We start from the raw sequence: 15586 nt of genomic DNA on the forward strand, positions 1-15586 counted from the left end.
ATGTTGCAACCCAAGCGAACCAAATACCGCAAACAGTTCAAGGGCCGCAACGACGGTCTGGCCCAGTGTTCCAACCTCGTCAGCTTCGGCGAGTACGGCCTGAAGGCGACTACGCACGGCGCACTCACCGCGCGGCAGATCGAGGCGGCCCGTCGTTGCATCACCCGCTTCGTCAAGCGTGGCGGCAAGCTGTGGATCCGCGTATTCCCGGACAAGCCGATCACCAAGAAGCCGATCGAAGTCCGCATGGGCGCGGGCAAGGGCAACGTCGAGTTCTGGGTCGCCCCGGTCCAGCCCGGTCGCATGCTCTATGAAATCGAGGGCGTCGACGAGTCGACGGCGCGCGAGGCGTTCCGCCTGGCGGCTGCCAAGCTCTCGGTGCAGACCCAGTTCGTGACCCGGGCGGTGATGTGATGGCCATCAAAGATATCAACAACCAGTCGGCCGAAGAGCTGCAGCAGCATCTGCTGGACCTGCGCAAGGAGCAGTTCAACCTGCGCATGCAAAAGGGTTCCGGCCAGCTCACTCAGCCGCACCAGCTCCGCCGCGTTCGGCGTGACATCGCCCGCACGAAGTTCGTGCTCGGCGGCAAGAAGTAAGGGACGGCCGACATGAGCGACAATCAGAAACAGGCGCGTACCCTCGAGGGTCGCGTCACCAGCAACAAGATGGACAAGACGGTCACCGTGCTGGTCGAGCGGCAGGAGCAGCATTGGCTGCTCGGCAAGACCATCCGCCGCTCGACCAAGCTGCATGCGCAGGACGACCTGGGCGCAAACGAGGGTGATATCGTGCGCATCGCCGAATGCCGCCCGCTGTCCAAGACCAAACATCACCGCGTGGTCGAGATCGTCACGCGCGCCAACGGCTAAGGGAGGCATGCAGACATGATCCAGATGCAAAGCACGCTTTCCGCGGCGGACAACAGCGGTGCGAAGGAACTGATGTGCATCAAGGTGCTCGGCGGCTCCAAGCGCCGTTACGCCGCGATCGGCGACGTGATCAAGGTCACCGTGAAGGATGCCATCCCCCGCGGCAAGGTGAAGAAGGGCGAGGTGTACAACGCCGTGGTGGTGCGTACCGCCAAGGGCGTGCGTCGTCCCGATGGCTCGCTGATCCGTTTCGACGGCAATGCAGCGGTCCTCCTCAACAACAAGCTCGAGCCGATCGGCACCCGTATTTTCGGGCCGGTCACCCGCGAGCTGCGCAGCGAGAAGTTCATGAAGATCGTCTCGCTTGCGCCCGAAGTGCTCTGAGCGGAGTCAACACAATGAACCGTATCCGCAAGGGTGATCAGGTCCTGGTGATCACCGGCAAGAACAAGGGTCAGCGCGGCGATGTGCTGCGTGTTGCAGGCGACCGCGTGTTCGTCTCCAACGTGAATCTGGTCAAGCGCCACACCAAGCCGAACCCCCAGGCCAACCAGGCTGGCGGCATCGTCGAGCGTGAAGCCTCGATCCATCTCTCCAATGTGCAGCTGTTCAACCCCGCCACGAACAAGGGTGAACGCGTCGGCACCAAGACGCTCGCAGATGGGCGCAAGGTCCGCGTGTTCCGTTCGTCTGGCGAGGTGGTGGACGCGTAAGGAATCACGATCATGACCCGCCTTGAAAATTTCTACAAAGAGCAGGTAGTGCCGAAGCTCACCAAGCAGTTCGGCTACCAGAACGTGATGCAGGTTCCGCGCATCACCAAGATCACGCTGAACATGGGCGTCGGCGAGGCTGCGGGCAACAAGAAGGTGCTCGAGAACGCCGTGGCCGACATGGCCAAGATCTCCGGCCAGAAGCCGATCACGACCAAGGCGCGCGTTTCCGTGGCCTCGTTCAAGATCCGCGACGGCTGGCCGATCGGCTGCAAGGTCACCCTGCGCCGCGCGCAGATGTTCGAGTTCCTCGACCGCCTGATCAACATCTCGCTGCCGCGCGTGCGCGACTTCCGTGGTGTCTCGGGCAAGGCCTTCGACGGCCGCGGCAACTACAATTTTGGCATCAAGGAACAGATCATTTTTCCTGAGATCGACTTCGACCAGGTCGATGCGCTGCGTGGCATGGACATCTCCATCACCACCACCGCGAAGACCGACGAAGAGGCAAAGGCCCTGCTGGCTGCGTTCAGCTTCCCGTTCCGCAACTGATACACGCGAGAGATATCCATGGCAAAGACCTCGATGGTCAACCGCGACATCAAGCGGACCAAGCTCGCCCAGAAGTTCGCTGTCAAGCGCGCCGAACTGAAGACGATCGTGCTGAGCACCACCGCCTCGTACGACGAGAAGATGGCCGCCCAGTCCAAGCTGCAGAAGCTGCCGCGCGACGCCAGCCCGGTGCGGCAGCGTACCCGCTGCGCGTTGACCGGGCGCCCGCGCGCCGTCTACACGAAGTTCGGCCTCGGCCGCAACAAGCTGCGTGAAGCGACCATGCGCGGCGACGTGCCCGGTCTGCGCAAGGCCAGCTGGTAACCCACTGCAGGGCTGGTCGACGGAGAGATTCCGTCGTCGGCTCACCCGGTTGCACGAACGTGCAGTCGGTGGATGCGACTACCGCATCGCTATTCGCCAAAACCTGAAAAGGCTGTTATAGTCGGCGGTCTGCGCAAGGCAGGCTGGCGTCGATGCCGGCTCACAATTCGATTGATTTCCGGTTTTATCGGATATCGGTGCACTCTGAAGGATGTTTTCATGAGCATGACTGATCCCATCGCCGATCTGTTCACGCGCGTCCGCAATGCCCAGGCCATGGGCAAGCCGACCGTGCGTATGCCGTCGTCGAAGCTGAAGTTGGCGATCGCCAATCTTCTCAAGAACGAGGGCTACATCCTCGACGCCAAGACTTCCGCCGAGGAAGGCAAGCCGGTGCTCGAGATCAAGCTCAAGTATTTCGAGGGCCAGCCGGCCATCGAGCGCATTTCCCGTGTCAGCCGCTCCGGCCTGCGCGTGTATCGCGGCAAGGATGAGCTGCCGAAGGTCCTGGGCGGCCTGGGCATCTCGATCATCTCGACTTCCGCCGGTCTGCTGACCGATGCGCAGGCCCGTGCCAAGGGTCTGGGCGGCGAAGTCATTGGCCAAGTGGCATAAGGAGTCTGTCGATGTCACGTGTTGCCAAACAACCCATTTCCCTGCCCAAGGGCGTCGAGATGACGGTCGGCGCCGACAGTGTCTCGGTGAAGGGCCCGAAGGGCTCGCTGTCCGTGCATCACCTGCCGGGCGTCACCATCGCCGTGGACAATGGCGTGGCGAACATCAGCCTCGTGGAAGGCGCCGACGACAAGTTCGGCGGTACCGCACGTGCGCTGCTGTCCAACATGGTCACCGGTGTTTCCGGTGGCTACGAGCGCAAACTCGAGCTGGTCGGCGTCGGTTACCGCGCCTCGATGCAGGGCAAGTCGCTGAACCTCAGCCTGGGCTTCTCCCATCCGGTGGTGTTCGATGCGCCAGAAGGCATCAGTATCGAGACCCCGTCGCAGACCGAGATCCTGATCAAGGGTTCGGACAAGCAGGCGGTGGGCCAGGTGGCGGCGAAGATTCGCGGCTTCCGTCCGCCGGAGCCCTACAAGGGCAAGGGCGTGCGCTATGCCGGCGAGAAGATCACCCTGAAGGAAGCCAAGAAGGCTTAAGTGCGCTGTCCCTGCGCGAAGGACCGGCCATCCATGGCCGGACTCTTCACCAAGAGCAGATGACAGTTATCCCAAGCCGATCCGCTTTCAAGGAACCATGACGATGAACAAGAACGAAAACCGCCTGCGCCGTGCCAAGTCCACGCGTGCTCATATCCGCAAGTTAGCGGTGGCCCGCCTGTCGGTGCACCGTACCGGCCAGCACATCTACGCGCAGGTGTTCGACGCCTCCGGCAAGAACGTGGTGGCGGCTGCCTCCACCGTGCAGAAGTCGGTGGCCGAGGGTCTGAAGGGCACCAAGAACCTGGCCGCCGCCGCCGCGGTGGGCAAGGCCGTCGCCGAACGCGCGAAGGCGGCGGGTATCGAGTCCGTCGCGTTCGACCGCTCCGGTTTCCGCTACCACGGTCGCATCAAGGCGCTGGCCGACGCGGCTCGCGAGGCCGGTCTGCAGTTCTGAGCGAGACACCCGGGTCAGGGCATGCCCTGATTTCCACAGCGTCACCTACAACTCCAAGCGGCGCAGCCGCAAGCAAAGTCCCGGTCCGCCGGGCACATGGAAAAGAACATGTCTTCTACCGATCGCGAAAATTCCGACGGCCTGCTGGAAAAGCTGATTGCCGTCAACCGTGTGGCCAAGACCGTCAAGGGCGGCCGCCAGATGAGCTTTACCGCGCTGACCGTGGTCGGTGACGGCGAGGGCAAGGTCGGCTTCGGCTATGGCAAGGCGCGCGAAGTGCCGGTGGCCATTTCCAAGGCGATGGAGCGTGCCCGTCGCCAGATGGTGAACATAGAACTGAACAACGGCACCCTGTGGTATGCCGTGAAGGCGAACCATGGTGCGGCCCGCGTCTACATGCAGCCGGCTTCCGAGGGTACCGGCGTGATTGCCGGTGGCGCCATGCGCGCGGTGCTGGAAGTGGTCGGCGTGAAGAACGTGCTGGCCAAGGCGGTCGGCTCGCGCAATCCGATCAACCTGGTGCGTGCCACCATCAGGGGCCTGCAGGCGGTTGCCTCGCCCAAGAAGATCGCCGCCAAGCGTGGCAAGACCCTGGAAGAGGTGCTGGGCAATGGCTAAGAAGAACGAAACCGCCGCGACCGTCCGTGTACGCCTGGTCAAGGGCCTGCGCGGCGTGCAGGCGCGCCATCGCCTGAGCGTGAAGGCGCTGGGCCTGAACAAGACCAACGATGTCCGTGAGTTGAAGGACAGCCCGCAGGTCCGCGGCCTGATCAACACGGTCTACTACCTGGTCCGGGTCGAAGATTAATTGAATTGTCCGGCCATGGACGGCCGGGTTCTCAGGCAGGATGCCTGATTAGAGGATGACCATCATGCGTCTGAATGACATCAAGCCGGCGGCCGGTTCGCGCAAGACGCGCCTGCGCGTCGGTCGCGGCATCGGTTCGGGCCTGGGCAAGACCGCCGGCCGCGGCCACAAGGGTCAGCACGCCCGCGCGGGCGGCACCCACAAGTACGGCTTCGAAGGCGGCCAGATGCCGCTGAATCGCCGGATGCCGAAGATCGGCTTCCGCTCGAAGAAGCAGGCCGAGAGCCAGGAAGTGTTCCTGTATCAGCTGGGCCACCTCAAGGGCGACGTGATCGACGTGGTGGCGCTGCATCAGGCTGGCCTGATCAACAGCCGTGCGAAGAAGGTCAAGGTGGTGCTCAAGGGCGAAATCGGCCGCGCGGTGAAGTTGTCCGGTCTGCTGGCTACCGCCGGTGCCAAGGCAGCCATCGAGGCTGCCGGCGGCAGCGTGGAGTAATCAGGTGGCAGCAGCCAAGGGCAATGCGCTCGGCAAGCTCGGCAAGCTGACGGAGCTTCGTCAGCGCATCTTCTTCGTGGTCGGTGCGCTGGTGGTGTTCCGGCTCGGTTCGTTCATTCCGGTTCCGGGCGTCAATCCGGAGGCGATGACCAACCTGGTCAACGGCAACGGCCTGATGGACATGTTCAACATGTTCTCGGGCGGCGCGCTGGAGCGCTTCTCGGTGTTCGCGTTGGGCGTGATCCCGTACATCTCGGCGTCGATCGTGTTCCAGATGATGGGCGCAGTGGTGCCGAGCCTGCAGAGCCTGCGCAAGGAAGGCGAAGCCGGCAAGCGCAAGATGACGATGTATACGCGCTATGCCACGGTGGCTTTGGCGGCGTTCCAGTCGTTCGGCATCGCGGTGGCATTGCAGGGGCAGGTGGCGGCCGGCGGCGCGCCGGTGGTCTACACGCCGGGCTTCGGCTTCATCTTCTCGTCCGTGGTCGGGCTCACCGCCGGCACCATGTTCCTGATGTGGCTGGGCGAGCAGATGACCGAACGCGGTATCGGCAACGGCATCTCGCTGCTGATCTTCGCCGGCATCGTCGCCGGCCTGCCGGGGGCGGTGGTGCATACCCTGGGCATGGCCGGCAATGGCGAGCTGTCGCTGATCAAGCTGCTGATGGTGTTTGCGCTGGCCTTGGCGGTGACCGCGTTCGTGGTGTTCATGGAGCGCGCCCAGCGGCGCATCACAGTGAACTACGCGCGGCGCTCCGGTGGGCAGAAGGCCTACATGAACCAGAGCTCGAACCTGCCGCTGAAGATCAACATGTCGGGCGTGATCCCGCCGATCTTCGCCTCGAGTCTGCTGATGTTCCCGGCGACCGCGGTGAGCTGGTTCACCACCGGCCAGCAGACGCGCTGGCTGCAGGATCTGACGCAGGCGCTGAGCCCCGGCAATCCGCTGTACGAAACCGTTTTTTCGGTGCTGGTGATCGGCTTTGCATTCTTCTACACGGCGATCGTGTTCAACGCGGACGAGACCGCCGACAATCTCAAGCGGTCGGGCGCGCTGATCCCGGGTATCCGTCCGGGCAAGGCCACGGCCAGCTACATCGACGCGGTCATGACGCGTCTGACCGGTGTCGGTGCGCTGTACCTGGTGCTGGTCTGCCTGGTGCCGTCGTTCATGCAGAGCGCCTGGCACGTACCGTTCTATTTCGGTGGCACGTCGCTGCTGATCGTGGTGGTGGTGGTGATGGATTTCACGGCCCAGGTGCAGGCGCATCTGGTCAGTCACCAGTACGAAAGCTTGCTCAAGAAGGCCAATCTCCGCCGCAACTAGTGGCTGCTGGGGCGAACGGAGTGGGTCGAAGTCGGAGGCTGGCGGCGCTCGCGGGTGCCGCAGGGCTTTCCAGTCAGGGAAATTCGGGTTAAAATTGCGCGTTTACCGCGCAAGAAACGCATCGGAGAAAGTACATCATGGCGCGCATCGCGGGTGTCAATTTGCCGGTCCAGAAACACGTCTGGGTCGGTCTGCAGAGCATTTACGGCATCGGCCGCAGCCGGGCCAAGAAGGTCTGCGTGGACGCTGGCGTGGTTCCCACCACCCAGATCAAGTCCCTGAGTGAGGGCGAGGTGGAGAAGCTTCGCCACGAAATCGCCAAATACACCGTCGAGGGCGATCTGCGCCGCGAAGTGGGCATGGCCATCAAGCGCCTGATGGACCTGGGCTGCTATCGCGGCCTGCGTCATCGTCGCGGCCTGCCGGTGCGCGGCCAGCGCACGCGTACCAACGCACGCACCCGCAAGGGCCCGCGTCGCGCCATCAAGAAGTAAGTAACGGATTCCGAACATGGCCAAGCCTGTCAAGACCAAGAAGAAGATCAAGCGCGTTGTCACGGATGCCGTGGCCCACGTGCAGGCCTCCTTCAACAACACCATCGTCACCATCACCGATCGCCAGGGCAATGCCCTGTCGTGGGCGACCGCCGGCGGCGCGGGTTTCCGCGGTTCGCGCAAGTCGACCCCGTTCGCCGCCCAGGTCGCCGCCGAAAAGGCCGGTCGTGCCGCCGGCGACTACGGCGTGAAGACGGTCGAAGTGCGCATCAAGGGCCCTGGCCCGGGTCGCGAGTCGGCGGTGCGTTCGCTGAACGCGTTGGGCTACAAGGTGCTCAACATCATCGATGTCACGCCGATTCCGCACAACGGCTGCCGTCCCCCCAAGAAGCGTCGAGTGTGATTCTTGCGATCATCCTTGATCGCAAGAATCAAGAACCGGCCTTCCTTGGCCGGACTATTTAAAAAGAGATTACCCATGGCACGTTATCGTGGAGCTACCTGCAAACTCGCCCGTCGTGAGGGTGCAGATCTCAGCCTGAAGAGTCCGGCGCGTGCGCTGGATTCCAAGTGCAAGCTGGAAAACAAGCCCGGTCAGCATGGCGCGAACAAGCGCATGCGCATGTCCGACTACGCCGTGCAGCTGCGTGAAAAACAGAAGGTCAAGCGCATCTACGGTGTGCTCGAGCGCCAGTTCGGCAACTACTACACCAAGGCGACCACCCTCAAGGGCAACACCGGCGAAAACCTGCTGCGCCTGCTCGAGAGCCGCCTGGACAACGTCGTCTACCGCATGGGCTTCGCGGTCACCCGCGCCCAGGCCCGCCAGCTGGTTGCCCACAAGGCGATCCTGGTGAACGGCAAGAAGGTGAATATCCCTTCATACCAGGTACGTCCGGGTGACGCGATCGCGCTGACCGAGCGCGCCCGCAGCCAGCTGCGCGTGCAGGAAGCGGCGACCGTGTTCGACACCATGGACCTGCGTCCGGGTTGGGTCGAAGTCGACAGCAAGAAGTTCGAAGGTACGTTCAAGTCGGTGCCGGATCGTGGCGATCTGCCGACCGACATCAATGAAGCCCTGATCGTCGAGCTTTACTCGAAGTAATTTTACCGGAGCTCTGCATGGCAGTTTCGTCAACTAGCGTGCTGCGGCCGCGTGGCCTCAGCGTCGAACAGCTCGGGGCCAACCGTGCCAAGGTGGTGGTCGAGCCGCTCGAGCGTGGCTTTGGCCACACCCTGGGCAACGCGCTGCGTCGCGTGCTGCTCTCCTCGATCCCCGGCAGCGCCATCGTCGAGGTGGAAATCGATGGCGTGCTGCACGAGTACACCACCCTGGAAGGCCTGCAGGAGGACGTGATCGAAGTCCTGCTGAACCTCAAGGACGTGGCGATCCGTCAGCACAGCGGCGACGAGGTCACCCTGACCCTGTCCAAGAAGGGCAAGGGCGTGGTCACGGCCGGCGACATCGTCGTCGACCACTCGGTGGAGATCATCAATCCCGAGCACGTGATCTGCCACCTGACCAAGGACATCGCCCTCAACATGCGCCTGAAGGTGCGTCGCGGCGTCGGCTACCAGCCGGCCAGCACGCGTCAGCATCCGGATGACGAGGCACGTCCGATCGGTCGCCTGCAGCTGGACGCGTCGTTCGCGCCGGTGCTGCGCGTGGCCTACGAAGTGGACGCCGCCCGCGTCGAGCAGCGCACCAACCTCGACAAGCTGGTGCTGGACATCGAGACCAACGGTACCATCGGTGCCGAGGACGCGGTGCGCAAGGCCGCCGAGATCATCAACGACCAGCTGTCGGTGTTCGGCGACTTCTCGCGTCGCGAGAGCGCCACCGACAAGGCGGAAAAGAGCGGTTTCGATCCGCTGTTGCTGCGTCCGATCGACGATCTGGAGCTCACCGTGCGTTCGGCGGACTGCCTGAAGGCCGAGAGCATCTACTACATCGGCGACCTGGTGCAGAAGACTGAGGTCGAGCTGCTGAAGACGCCGAACCTGGGCAAGAAGTCGCTGACTGAGATCAAAGACGTGCTGGGCGGTCGTGGCCTCGCGCTGGGCATGAAGCTCGAGAACTGGCCGCCGCCGGGCTTGTCGCACGGCATGCAGCTGGGTTGATGTTGTTGCGGCGGCGATCTTCCGATCGTCGTCGCAGTCACGAACTGGCGGACGCCATCTGGCCGTTCCGCCGGGCTCGCAGCCCCGGGCTGCGAATTTGGAGCAGTCGCCTTGACTGCCCGACGGAAGGCCGGATTGGCCTTTCAAGCGGTCCCTTGGCCGCCGAAGCATCAGACGGCCATCCATGGCCGCACGTCTCACGAGAGCCCGTTTTGAAAGGGCTTGGAACAGCGGGCAACCGCGGAAAACCGGACACAAGCGCCGGCTTTTCATAACAACAGACCAGAGAGAGTTTCGTCATGCGCCACATGAAATCCGGACGCAAGTTCAACCGGACCAGCAGTCACCGCGAGGCGATGTTCAAGAACATGGCTTCGTCGCTGTTCAAGCACGAGCTGATCCGCACCACCCTACCGAAGGCGAAGGAACTTCGCCGCGTGGCCGAGCCGCTGATCACGCTGGCCAAGACCGACGGCGTGGCCAATCGCCGCCTGGCCTTCTCGCGCCTGCGCGACAAGGAGGCGGTGGGCAAGCTGTTCGTCGAGCTGGGTCCGCGCTACAAGGAACGCCCTGGCGGCTACCTGCGCATCCTGAAGTGCGGTTTCCGCGACGGTGACAACGCGCCGATGGCGTACGTCGAGCTGGTCGGTCGCCCGCAGGGCGAGGCGGTTGAGGCCGAGTAAGACGGTCGTCGGACGCGACATGCCGACATCCAGACACGAAACCCGGCGGGGCGATCCGCCGGGTTTTCGCGTATATGGGCCTTGCCGATCCGCAAATTTTCGCCAGGTGCCTCGCGCCTGCTGACAGCATCCCCGGGAAGCGGTAATGTCTCGGGTTCCGCAACGCAACAATCCGCCATGAATCCACTTCGCTGGTCGTACCGCGTCAGTTTCCTCGTCGGCTTCCTGATCTGCGCGGCTCTGCTCGGCTTTGCGCTGTACGCCGAATACGGGCTGGGCCTCACGCCATGCCCGCTGTGCATCTTCCAGCGCATCGCGTTCCTGGTCATGGCTCTGTTCTTCCTGCTGGGCGCCCTGCACGCACCGCGCGGCAACGGCCGCTGGGCCTATGCGGGGTTGGTGCTGGTTGGTGCGGTCGGCGGCATCGTCACCGCCGGTCGCCATCTGTGGCTGCAAAGCCTGCCGGCCGACCAGGTGCCCTCCTGCGGTCCCGGCCTCGGCTACCTGCTGGATGCGTTCCCCTTCTCGAAGATGTTGAAGCTGGTCTTCACCGGTTCAGGCGAGTGTGCCAAGGTCGAACCGGTTCTCGGCCTGCCGATGCCGGCCTGGACCCTGCTCTGGTACGTCGCGCTGGCCGTGCTGGCGGTCGTGGCGGCGCGGCGCCGGCTGGCCGCAAGATGAGGGCTCCCGTTGCCATCCAGGGTCGCGCGATGAATCCCCCTGTATCCGATTTTCACCCCGCCGCCGGCTGGGCCCCCGATTCGTGGCAGCAGCGCGTGGCGCTGCAGCAGCCGCATTACGACGATGCAGCGGAACTGGCTGCCGCCGGCGCGCAACTGGCCCAGTTGCCGCCACTGGTGACCTCGTGGGAGGTGCTGGCGCTGAAGCAGGCGCTGGCCGAGGCGCAGGAGGGCAGGCGTTTCCTGTTGCAGGGCGGCGACTGTGCCGAGAGCTTCGCCGACTGCACCAGTCCGGTGATCTCGAACCGGCTGAAGGTGCTGCTGCAGATGAGCCTGGTGCTGGTGCACGGCCTGAAGAAGCCGGTGCTGCGGGTGGGCCGTTTCGCGGGGCAGTATGCCAAGCCGCGTTCGGCCGACACCGAGACGCGCGATGGCGTGACCCTGCCGAGCTTCCGCGGCGACGTGGTCAACAGCCCAGAGTTCACCACCGCTGCACGCCGGCCCGATCCGCAGCGGCTGATCCAGGCGCATGCGCGCTCGGCGCTGACCATGAACTTCGTGCGTGCGCTGATCGACGGTGGTTTCGCCGACCTGCATCACCCGGAATACTGGGATCTGGCCTGGGTCGAGCATTCGCCGCTGGCTGCCGAATACCGCCAGATGGTAACCGCCATCGGCGACTCGCTGCGCTTCATGGAAACCCTGGCTGGCTCGATCGCCGGCTTCTCCAAGGTGGATTTCTTCACCTCGCACGAGGCGCTGCTGCTGCGTTACGAGCAGGCGCTGACCCGCCAGGTGCCGCGCCACCCCGGCTGGTTCAACCTGTCCACCCACTTTCCGTGGATCGGCATGCGCACCGCCGCGCTGGACGGCGCGCACGTGGAGTATTTCCGCGGCATCCGCAACCCGGTGGCGGTGAAGGTCGGCCCTTCGGTGACGGCGGAGCAACTGCTGCCGCTGATCGACGCCTTGAACCCGGACGACGAGCCCGGCCGGCTGACCCTGATCCACCGCATGGGCAACGCGAAGATCGCCGCCGCGCTGCCGCCGCTGCTGGCCGCGGTGAAGCGCGAGGGCCGGCGCGTGCTGTGGGTGGCCGACCCGATGCACGGCAACACCGAGAGCACCTCGAACGGCCACAAGACCCGCCGCTTCGACAATATCCGCGGTGAGCTCGACCAGGCGTTCGACATCCACGCGGCAGCCGGCACCCGGCTCGGCGGCGTGCATCTGGAGCTGACCGGCGAGGACGTCACCGAGTGCATGGGCGGCGCCCGCGACCTGTCCGAGAGCGACCTCGACCGCGCCTACAAGTCGATGGTCGATCCGCGCTTGAACTACGAGCAATCGCTGGAGCTGGCGATGCTGATCGTGCGCAAATCGGTCAACGGGCAGGGTTGACGCGCCAGCAGTGCGTTCGGGAAAGGTGGCCACCGGCCGCCTTTTTATCGCGACATGCTCAGCGCATGGAGGTTGCCGGCTTGCCACCCACGGTGTCGAGGAACTGCGGCGGCTGCCAGGCTTTCGCATGCTGCTCGAAGCCGTAGGCGATCGCGATCAGCGTGGGCTCGCTCCACTTCGTGCCGAACAGCACGATGCCGACCGGCAGGCCGTGCGCAAACCCGGCCGGCACGGTGATCGAGGGATAGCCGGCCACCGCCGCCGGCTGCGAGGCGCCGCCCACGGTGGGGTCGCCGCTGACGATGTGGTCGCCGAGCACTGGATCGGTCATGAAGGCCGGGCCCCACGACGGCGCCAGCAGCGCGTCCAGGTGTTGCGTCTTCAGCGCGGCGTCGATGCCTTCCGGCCCGGCCAAACGCTTCGCCTCGGCCAGCGCATCGGTGTATGTCTTGTCGCTGAGCGGCCCCTTCTGTTCGGCCTGCTCGAACAGTTCCTGGCCGAACCAGCGCATCTCGGTGGCGGCATGCGCCTGGTTGAACGCGATCAGGTCGGCCAGCGTCTTCACTCTCAGGCCGCGGCGACCGGCCAGGTAGACGTTGATGTCGTGCTTGAAGTCGTACAGCAGCACGGTGAGCTCCGGCTTGCCGAGCTCGGCCAGGTGCGGCAGCGTGACCGGGTCGACGATGATCGCGCCCTGCGCCTTCATCAGCACGATGGACTCGTCGAGCACGCGGTTGGCGTTCGGCTCGGCGCCGGCGAGCCGGCGCTGGAACCGCAGGGGTTGCGGTCGAGCACGTAGGGGTTCTTGGTCTGTCCGCCGCGTCCGCTCCAGCCGCTGCTGGCATGGTTGGAGCGGAAGTTGGCCCATTCGCTCAGGTTGGTCTTGCCAAGGATCAGCGCGCCGACCTTGCGCAGCCGCTCGACCAGGCCGGCGACGCGCGGCGCCGGCGCGTCGGTGAGCGCCAGCGAGCCGGCGGTGGTCAGCATGCGGTCGCCGGTATCGATGTTGTCCTTCAACAGCACCGGGATGCCGTACAGCGGGCTGCGGGCCTTCGTGCGTTTTGCATCGAGTTCGCCGGCCAGCTGCAGCGCGTCGGGATTGGTCTCGCTCACCGCATGCAGGCTCGGGCCGGATTGGTCGAGCTGCCGGATGCGCTCGAGCAACGCTTGCGCCAGCCCCCGGCTGTCCAGCGTGCCGGCATCCATGCGCTGCTGCAGCTGTGCGACCGAGGCGCAGGCGATCTCCGGCGGGGCAGTCTCGGCAGCCGCTGCCGGACCGGCGAGCAGCATGGCGGCCAAGGCGACGAGATGGACGGCTGGATGTTTCACTATGACCCCGGTAGCGAGTACGGCATGCGGTCGCGCGGGCCAAGCTCAGCGCGGCGCCGGACGGGGCGCGGAGTTGCCAGAGTACAATCCCCGGATGACGACGAATGCCCGTTCCTCTTCAGCCAAGCTCCTCGCCACCGTGGCCCTGCTGGCGGTCATCCTGTGCTTTGGCGCTCCTGCCCGTTCCGCCGACACGGCCGAGACGCCGCCGATTCCCGATACCTTGCAGCAGCGCATCGCCGCCTGCACCACCTGCCACGGCGTGCATGGCGAAGGTCGCCCCGGCAGCGGCTATTTCCCGCGCCTCGCCGGCAAGCCCGCGGGCTACCTTGCGCGCCAGCTGCAGGATTTCCAGAACGGCCTGCGCAAGTACGCGCCGATGGAATACACCGTGCGCCAGTTGCCGCCCGCGTACATGCGCGAGATTGCCGAGTATTTCGCGGCGCAGCAGGTGCCGTACAGCCGCTCGCCGCTGCCGCCGGTGTCCGCTGCCACGCTCGAGCGCGGCGAGGAACTGATCGGCAAGGGCGATCCGGCCCGCCGGATTCCCGCCTGCAGCAGCTGCCACGGCAGCCAGCTGACCGGGGTGGAGCCGTCCACGCCGGGCCTGGTCGGCCTGCCGTACGACTACCTCAGCGCACAGCTGGGTTCGTGGCGCACGCACACCCGCGCCACCGTGGCACCGGACTGCATGGCCGAGGTGGCAAGTCGGCTGGCTGAGTCGGACATCACCGCGGTGGCCGCCGCGCTGGCCAGCCGCGAGCTGCCGGCCGACACGCACCCGCAGCCGGCCGGTTCGGTGAAGCCGCCGCTGAGCTGTGGCGTGCTGGGCGCGACGGGAGACCCGTCATGAAGTGGTTGCGCTGGCTGCTGCCATCCATCGTGCTGCTGGGCGTGCTGGCACTGGCCTGGATGCTGTTCGCCGGCAGCGGCAGCCAGCCGACCCCGCCGGCCGCGAGCAAGGTTGCAGCGGCCAGCCTGCGCGATCCGGCGCTGATCGCGAAGGGCGAATACCTCGCCACGGTCGGCGACTGCGCCGACTGCCACACTGCCCAGGGCGGTGCGCGCTACGCCGGCGGTCGCGCGCTGGCCACGCCGTTCGGCAATATCCCGGTACCGAACATCACGCCCGATCGCGCGACCGGCCTGGGCGACTGGAGCTTCGAGGATTTCTGGCAGGCGCTGCACAGCGGCAAGGGCCGCCACGGCGAGTTGCTGTATCCCGTGTTCTCCTATACCTCCTACACCAAGGTCAGCCATGACGATGCGCTGGCGATCTTCGCTTATCTGCAGTCGCTGGCACCGGTGCACCAGCCGGCAGTGGCGCCCACGCTGGCGTTCCCGTACAGCGTGCGCAACAGCCTGAAGGCCTGGCGCGCGCTGTACTTCCGCGAAGGCGAGTTCAAGCCCGACCCGGCGCAGTCGGCCGAGTGGAACCGCGGCGCCTACCTGGTGCAGGGGCTGGGCCATTGCAACGAATGCCATGCCGCGCGCGACACGCTCGGCGGCACGCCGCAGGACGTGCACCTCACCGGTGGCCAGATTCCGATGCAGAACTGGTACGCGCCCGACCTGAGCACCCGCAAGAACGGCGGTCTGGAAGGCTGGAGCGCGCAGGACATCGTGGACCTGCTGAAGACCGGCCAGTCAGCGAAGGGCGTCGCCTTCGGGCCGATGGCTGCGGTGGTATCGGGCAGCACCCAGCACATCAGCGATGCCGACCTGCGCGCGATCGCCAGCTACCTGCAGTCATTGCCACCGCGGGCGCCGGTGGCGGAGCCGGGCCCGCCGTTCGACGCCAGGACGCTCTCCACCCAGGGCGAGAAGGTTTACGCAAAGCACTGCGCCGACTGCCACGGCAAGCGCGGCGAAGGCGTGGCCGGGGTCTATCCGCCGCTGAATGGCAACTCCTCGGTGACCGAGCCGAGCGGCATCAACGCCACCCGCATGGTCCTGCTCGGCGGCTTCGCGCCGGTCACCGCGGCAAACCAGCGGCCGTACTCGATGCCGCCGTTCGCGCAGCAGCTGAGCGATGGCGAGGTGGCGGCGGTGGTCACCTACATCCGCCGCACCTGGTCGAACAAGGCCTCGATCGTGCGCGCCGAAGCGGTCAGCAAGTACCGGCACACGCCGATCGACTGACTCAGGCCTTCACGTGCAGGAGCGCACCTTGTC

Annotated in this window: 25 protein-coding genes; 23 read left to right on the forward strand and 2 right to left on the reverse strand. The window is 65.4% G+C overall.

Going from position 1 to position 15586, the window contains the following annotated elements; genetic code table 11:
* The 21 genes from rplP (at nt 1) to LRK53_RS06505 (ending at nt 12082) form a co-directional block, all read left to right on the forward strand.
* Entirely contained in the window at nt 1–414 is a 414-nt protein-coding gene (gene rplP / locus LRK53_RS06405) for a 50S ribosomal protein L16 (RefSeq protein ID WP_027493636.1), read from the forward strand.
* Complete coding sequence (rpmC, locus tag LRK53_RS06410) at nt 414–599, forward strand: 50S ribosomal protein L29 (RefSeq protein ID WP_027493637.1); 186 nt, start codon at nt 414–416, stop codon at nt 597–599. The genes rplP and rpmC overlap by 1 nt, the downstream gene beginning before the upstream one ends.
* Nucleotides 600–611: 12 nt before the next feature.
* The gene (gene rpsQ, locus LRK53_RS06415) at nt 612–872 is read left to right on the forward strand and encodes a 30S ribosomal protein S17 (RefSeq protein WP_027493638.1); all 261 of its coding nucleotides are present in this window, start codon (nt 612–614) and stop codon (nt 870–872) included.
* A gap of 15 nt (nt 873–887) precedes the next feature.
* Nucleotides 888–1256 carry a 50S ribosomal protein L14 gene (gene rplN / locus LRK53_RS06420; protein ID WP_007513359.1) on the forward strand — a complete coding sequence of 123 codons (369 nt, stop codon included), beginning with the start codon at nt 888–890 and terminating at the stop codon, nt 1254–1256.
* 14 nt (nt 1257–1270) lie between these two features.
* Nucleotides 1271–1585 (forward strand): 50S ribosomal protein L24, encoded by a 315-nt coding sequence (gene rplX / locus LRK53_RS06425; protein ID WP_007513361.1) that lies wholly within the window; start codon nt 1271–1273, stop codon nt 1583–1585.
* 9 nt (nt 1586–1594) lie between these two features.
* Nucleotides 1595–2137 carry a 50S ribosomal protein L5 gene (gene rplE, locus LRK53_RS06430; protein ID WP_185754695.1) on the forward strand — a complete coding sequence of 181 codons (543 nt, stop codon included), beginning with the start codon at nt 1595–1597 and terminating at the stop codon, nt 2135–2137.
* Nucleotides 2138–2155: 18 nt separating this feature from the next.
* Nucleotides 2156–2461, forward strand: a complete 306-nt coding sequence (rpsN, locus tag LRK53_RS06435) for a 30S ribosomal protein S14 (protein WP_027493639.1) — start codon at nt 2156–2158, stop codon at nt 2459–2461.
* 219 nt (nt 2462–2680) lie between these two features.
* Nucleotides 2681–3076, forward strand: coding sequence for a 30S ribosomal protein S8 (gene rpsH / locus LRK53_RS06440; RefSeq protein ID WP_027493640.1), 396 nt, complete (start codon nt 2681–2683; stop codon nt 3074–3076).
* A gap of 11 nt (nt 3077–3087) precedes the next feature.
* Entirely contained in the window at nt 3088–3615 is a 528-nt protein-coding gene (gene rplF, locus LRK53_RS06445) for a 50S ribosomal protein L6 (RefSeq protein WP_027493641.1), read from the forward strand.
* 97 nt (nt 3616–3712) lie between these two features.
* Nucleotides 3713–4072, forward strand: a complete 360-nt coding sequence (rplR, locus tag LRK53_RS06450; RefSeq protein ID WP_185754691.1) for a 50S ribosomal protein L18 — start codon at nt 3713–3715, stop codon at nt 4070–4072.
* 108 nt (nt 4073–4180) lie between these two features.
* A complete protein-coding gene (gene rpsE, locus LRK53_RS06455; RefSeq protein ID WP_027493643.1) occupies nt 4181–4690 on the forward strand; it encodes a 30S ribosomal protein S5 in 510 nt (169 codons plus the stop codon).
* Entirely contained in the window at nt 4683–4880 is a 198-nt protein-coding gene (gene rpmD, locus LRK53_RS06460; protein WP_027493644.1) for a 50S ribosomal protein L30, read from the forward strand. The genes rpsE and rpmD overlap by 8 nt, the downstream gene beginning before the upstream one ends.
* 64 nt (nt 4881–4944) lie before the next feature.
* Nucleotides 4945–5376 (forward strand): 50S ribosomal protein L15, encoded by a 432-nt coding sequence (rplO, locus tag LRK53_RS06465; protein ID WP_027493645.1) that lies wholly within the window; start codon nt 4945–4947, stop codon nt 5374–5376.
* A gap of 4 nt (nt 5377–5380) precedes the next feature.
* Nucleotides 5381–6703, forward strand: coding sequence for a preprotein translocase subunit SecY (secY, locus tag LRK53_RS06470; RefSeq protein WP_027493646.1), 1323 nt, complete (start codon nt 5381–5383; stop codon nt 6701–6703).
* A 137-nt stretch (nt 6704–6840) separates the two neighbouring features.
* Nucleotides 6841–7197, forward strand: a complete 357-nt coding sequence (rpsM, locus tag LRK53_RS06475) for a 30S ribosomal protein S13 (protein WP_008435464.1) — start codon at nt 6841–6843, stop codon at nt 7195–7197.
* A gap of 16 nt (nt 7198–7213) precedes the next feature.
* Nucleotides 7214–7600: a 30S ribosomal protein S11 gene (gene rpsK / locus LRK53_RS06480; RefSeq protein WP_007513384.1), complete on the forward strand. Its 387-nt coding sequence runs from the start codon at nt 7214–7216 to the stop codon at nt 7598–7600.
* A gap of 75 nt (nt 7601–7675) precedes the next feature.
* Nucleotides 7676–8302 (forward strand): 30S ribosomal protein S4, encoded by a 627-nt coding sequence (gene rpsD / locus LRK53_RS06485; RefSeq protein WP_027493647.1) that lies wholly within the window; start codon nt 7676–7678, stop codon nt 8300–8302.
* 17 nt (nt 8303–8319) lie between these two features.
* Nucleotides 8320–9318: a DNA-directed RNA polymerase subunit alpha gene (locus LRK53_RS06490; protein WP_235642570.1), complete on the forward strand. Its 999-nt coding sequence runs from the start codon at nt 8320–8322 to the stop codon at nt 9316–9318.
* Nucleotides 9319–9617: 299 nt separating this feature from the next.
* Nucleotides 9618–10001 (forward strand): 50S ribosomal protein L17, encoded by a 384-nt coding sequence (rplQ, locus tag LRK53_RS06495; RefSeq protein WP_027493649.1) that lies wholly within the window; start codon nt 9618–9620, stop codon nt 9999–10001.
* A gap of 177 nt (nt 10002–10178) precedes the next feature.
* A complete protein-coding gene (locus LRK53_RS06500; RefSeq protein ID WP_027493650.1) occupies nt 10179–10682 on the forward strand; it encodes a disulfide bond formation protein B in 504 nt (167 codons plus the stop codon).
* 29 nt (nt 10683–10711) lie between these two features.
* Entirely contained in the window at nt 10712–12082 is a 1371-nt protein-coding gene (locus tag LRK53_RS06505; protein ID WP_235642571.1) for a class II 3-deoxy-7-phosphoheptulonate synthase, read from the forward strand.
* A gap of 58 nt (nt 12083–12140) precedes the next feature.
* Here the strand turns inward: LRK53_RS06505 and LRK53_RS06510 are convergent, their stop codons facing one another.
* Together LRK53_RS06510 and LRK53_RS06515 are read right to left on the reverse strand one after the other, a co-directional pair.
* Nucleotides 12141–12812, reverse strand: coding sequence for an amidase family protein (locus LRK53_RS06510; RefSeq protein WP_235642572.1), 672 nt, complete (start codon nt 12810–12812; stop codon nt 12141–12143).
* Nucleotides 12788–13411 carry an amidase family protein gene (locus LRK53_RS06515; protein ID WP_235642573.1) on the reverse strand — a complete coding sequence of 208 codons (624 nt, stop codon included), beginning with the start codon at nt 13409–13411 and terminating at the stop codon, nt 12788–12790. The genes LRK53_RS06510 and LRK53_RS06515 overlap by 25 nt, the downstream gene beginning before the upstream one ends.
* 94 nt (nt 13412–13505) lie before the next feature.
* On the opposite strand from LRK53_RS06515, the gene LRK53_RS06520 reads away from it, so the two are divergent.
* Nucleotides 13506–14264 carry a c-type cytochrome gene (locus tag LRK53_RS06520; RefSeq protein ID WP_027493652.1) on the forward strand — a complete coding sequence of 253 codons (759 nt, stop codon included), beginning with the start codon at nt 13506–13508 and terminating at the stop codon, nt 14262–14264.
* Nucleotides 14261–15553, forward strand: coding sequence for a cytochrome c (locus LRK53_RS06525; RefSeq protein ID WP_027493653.1), 1293 nt, complete (start codon nt 14261–14263; stop codon nt 15551–15553). Before LRK53_RS06520 ends, LRK53_RS06525 begins: the two co-directional genes overlap by 4 nt.
* The last annotated feature ends 33 nt before the right edge of the window (nt 15554–15586 follow it).

It is taken from the genome of Rhodanobacter thiooxydans (genome assembly GCF_021545845.1).
GTDB lineage: Bacteria > Pseudomonadota > Gammaproteobacteria > Xanthomonadales > Rhodanobacteraceae > Rhodanobacter.

Bases quoted from the DNA above. Each gene is read 5' to 3' on its own strand.
- rpsH (WP_027493640.1), top strand. From the start codon at position 2,681: ATGAGCATGACTGATCCCATCGCCGATCTGTTCACGCGCGTCCGCAAT.
- LRK53_RS06520 (WP_027493652.1), top strand. From the start codon at position 13,506: ATGACGACGAATGCCCGTTCCTCTTCAGCCAAGCTCCTCGCCACCGTG.
- rplN (WP_007513359.1), top strand. From the start codon at position 888: ATGATCCAGATGCAAAGCACGCTTTCCGCGGCGGACAACAGCGGTGCG.
- rplQ (WP_027493649.1), top strand. From the start codon at position 9,618: ATGCGCCACATGAAATCCGGACGCAAGTTCAACCGGACCAGCAGTCAC.
- rplR (WP_185754691.1), top strand. From the start codon at position 3,713: ATGACGATGAACAAGAACGAAAACCGCCTGCGCCGTGCCAAGTCCACG.
- LRK53_RS06505 (WP_235642571.1), top strand. From the start codon at position 10,712: ATGAATCCCCCTGTATCCGATTTTCACCCCGCCGCCGGCTGGGCCCCC.
- rpsQ (WP_027493638.1), top strand. From the start codon at position 612: ATGAGCGACAATCAGAAACAGGCGCGTACCCTCGAGGGTCGCGTCACC.
- rplX (WP_007513361.1), top strand. From the start codon at position 1,271: ATGAACCGTATCCGCAAGGGTGATCAGGTCCTGGTGATCACCGGCAAG.
- rplO (WP_027493645.1), top strand. From the start codon at position 4,945: ATGCGTCTGAATGACATCAAGCCGGCGGCCGGTTCGCGCAAGACGCGC.
- rplP (WP_027493636.1), top strand. From the start codon at position 1: ATGTTGCAACCCAAGCGAACCAAATACCGCAAACAGTTCAAGGGCCGC.
- rpsE (WP_027493643.1), top strand. From the start codon at position 4,181: ATGTCTTCTACCGATCGCGAAAATTCCGACGGCCTGCTGGAAAAGCTG.
- rpmC (WP_027493637.1), top strand. From the start codon at position 414: ATGGCCATCAAAGATATCAACAACCAGTCGGCCGAAGAGCTGCAGCAG.
- rpsN (WP_027493639.1), top strand. From the start codon at position 2,156: ATGGCAAAGACCTCGATGGTCAACCGCGACATCAAGCGGACCAAGCTC.
- rplF (WP_027493641.1), top strand. From the start codon at position 3,088: ATGTCACGTGTTGCCAAACAACCCATTTCCCTGCCCAAGGGCGTCGAG.
- rpsM (WP_008435464.1), top strand. From the start codon at position 6,841: ATGGCGCGCATCGCGGGTGTCAATTTGCCGGTCCAGAAACACGTCTGG.
- rpmD (WP_027493644.1), top strand. From the start codon at position 4,683: ATGGCTAAGAAGAACGAAACCGCCGCGACCGTCCGTGTACGCCTGGTC.
- LRK53_RS06525 (WP_027493653.1), top strand. From the start codon at position 14,261: ATGAAGTGGTTGCGCTGGCTGCTGCCATCCATCGTGCTGCTGGGCGTG.
- LRK53_RS06490 (WP_235642570.1), top strand. From the start codon at position 8,320: ATGGCAGTTTCGTCAACTAGCGTGCTGCGGCCGCGTGGCCTCAGCGTC.
- rpsD (WP_027493647.1), top strand. From the start codon at position 7,676: ATGGCACGTTATCGTGGAGCTACCTGCAAACTCGCCCGTCGTGAGGGT.
- LRK53_RS06500 (WP_027493650.1), top strand. From the start codon at position 10,179: ATGAATCCACTTCGCTGGTCGTACCGCGTCAGTTTCCTCGTCGGCTTC.
- rpsK (WP_007513384.1), top strand. From the start codon at position 7,214: ATGGCCAAGCCTGTCAAGACCAAGAAGAAGATCAAGCGCGTTGTCACG.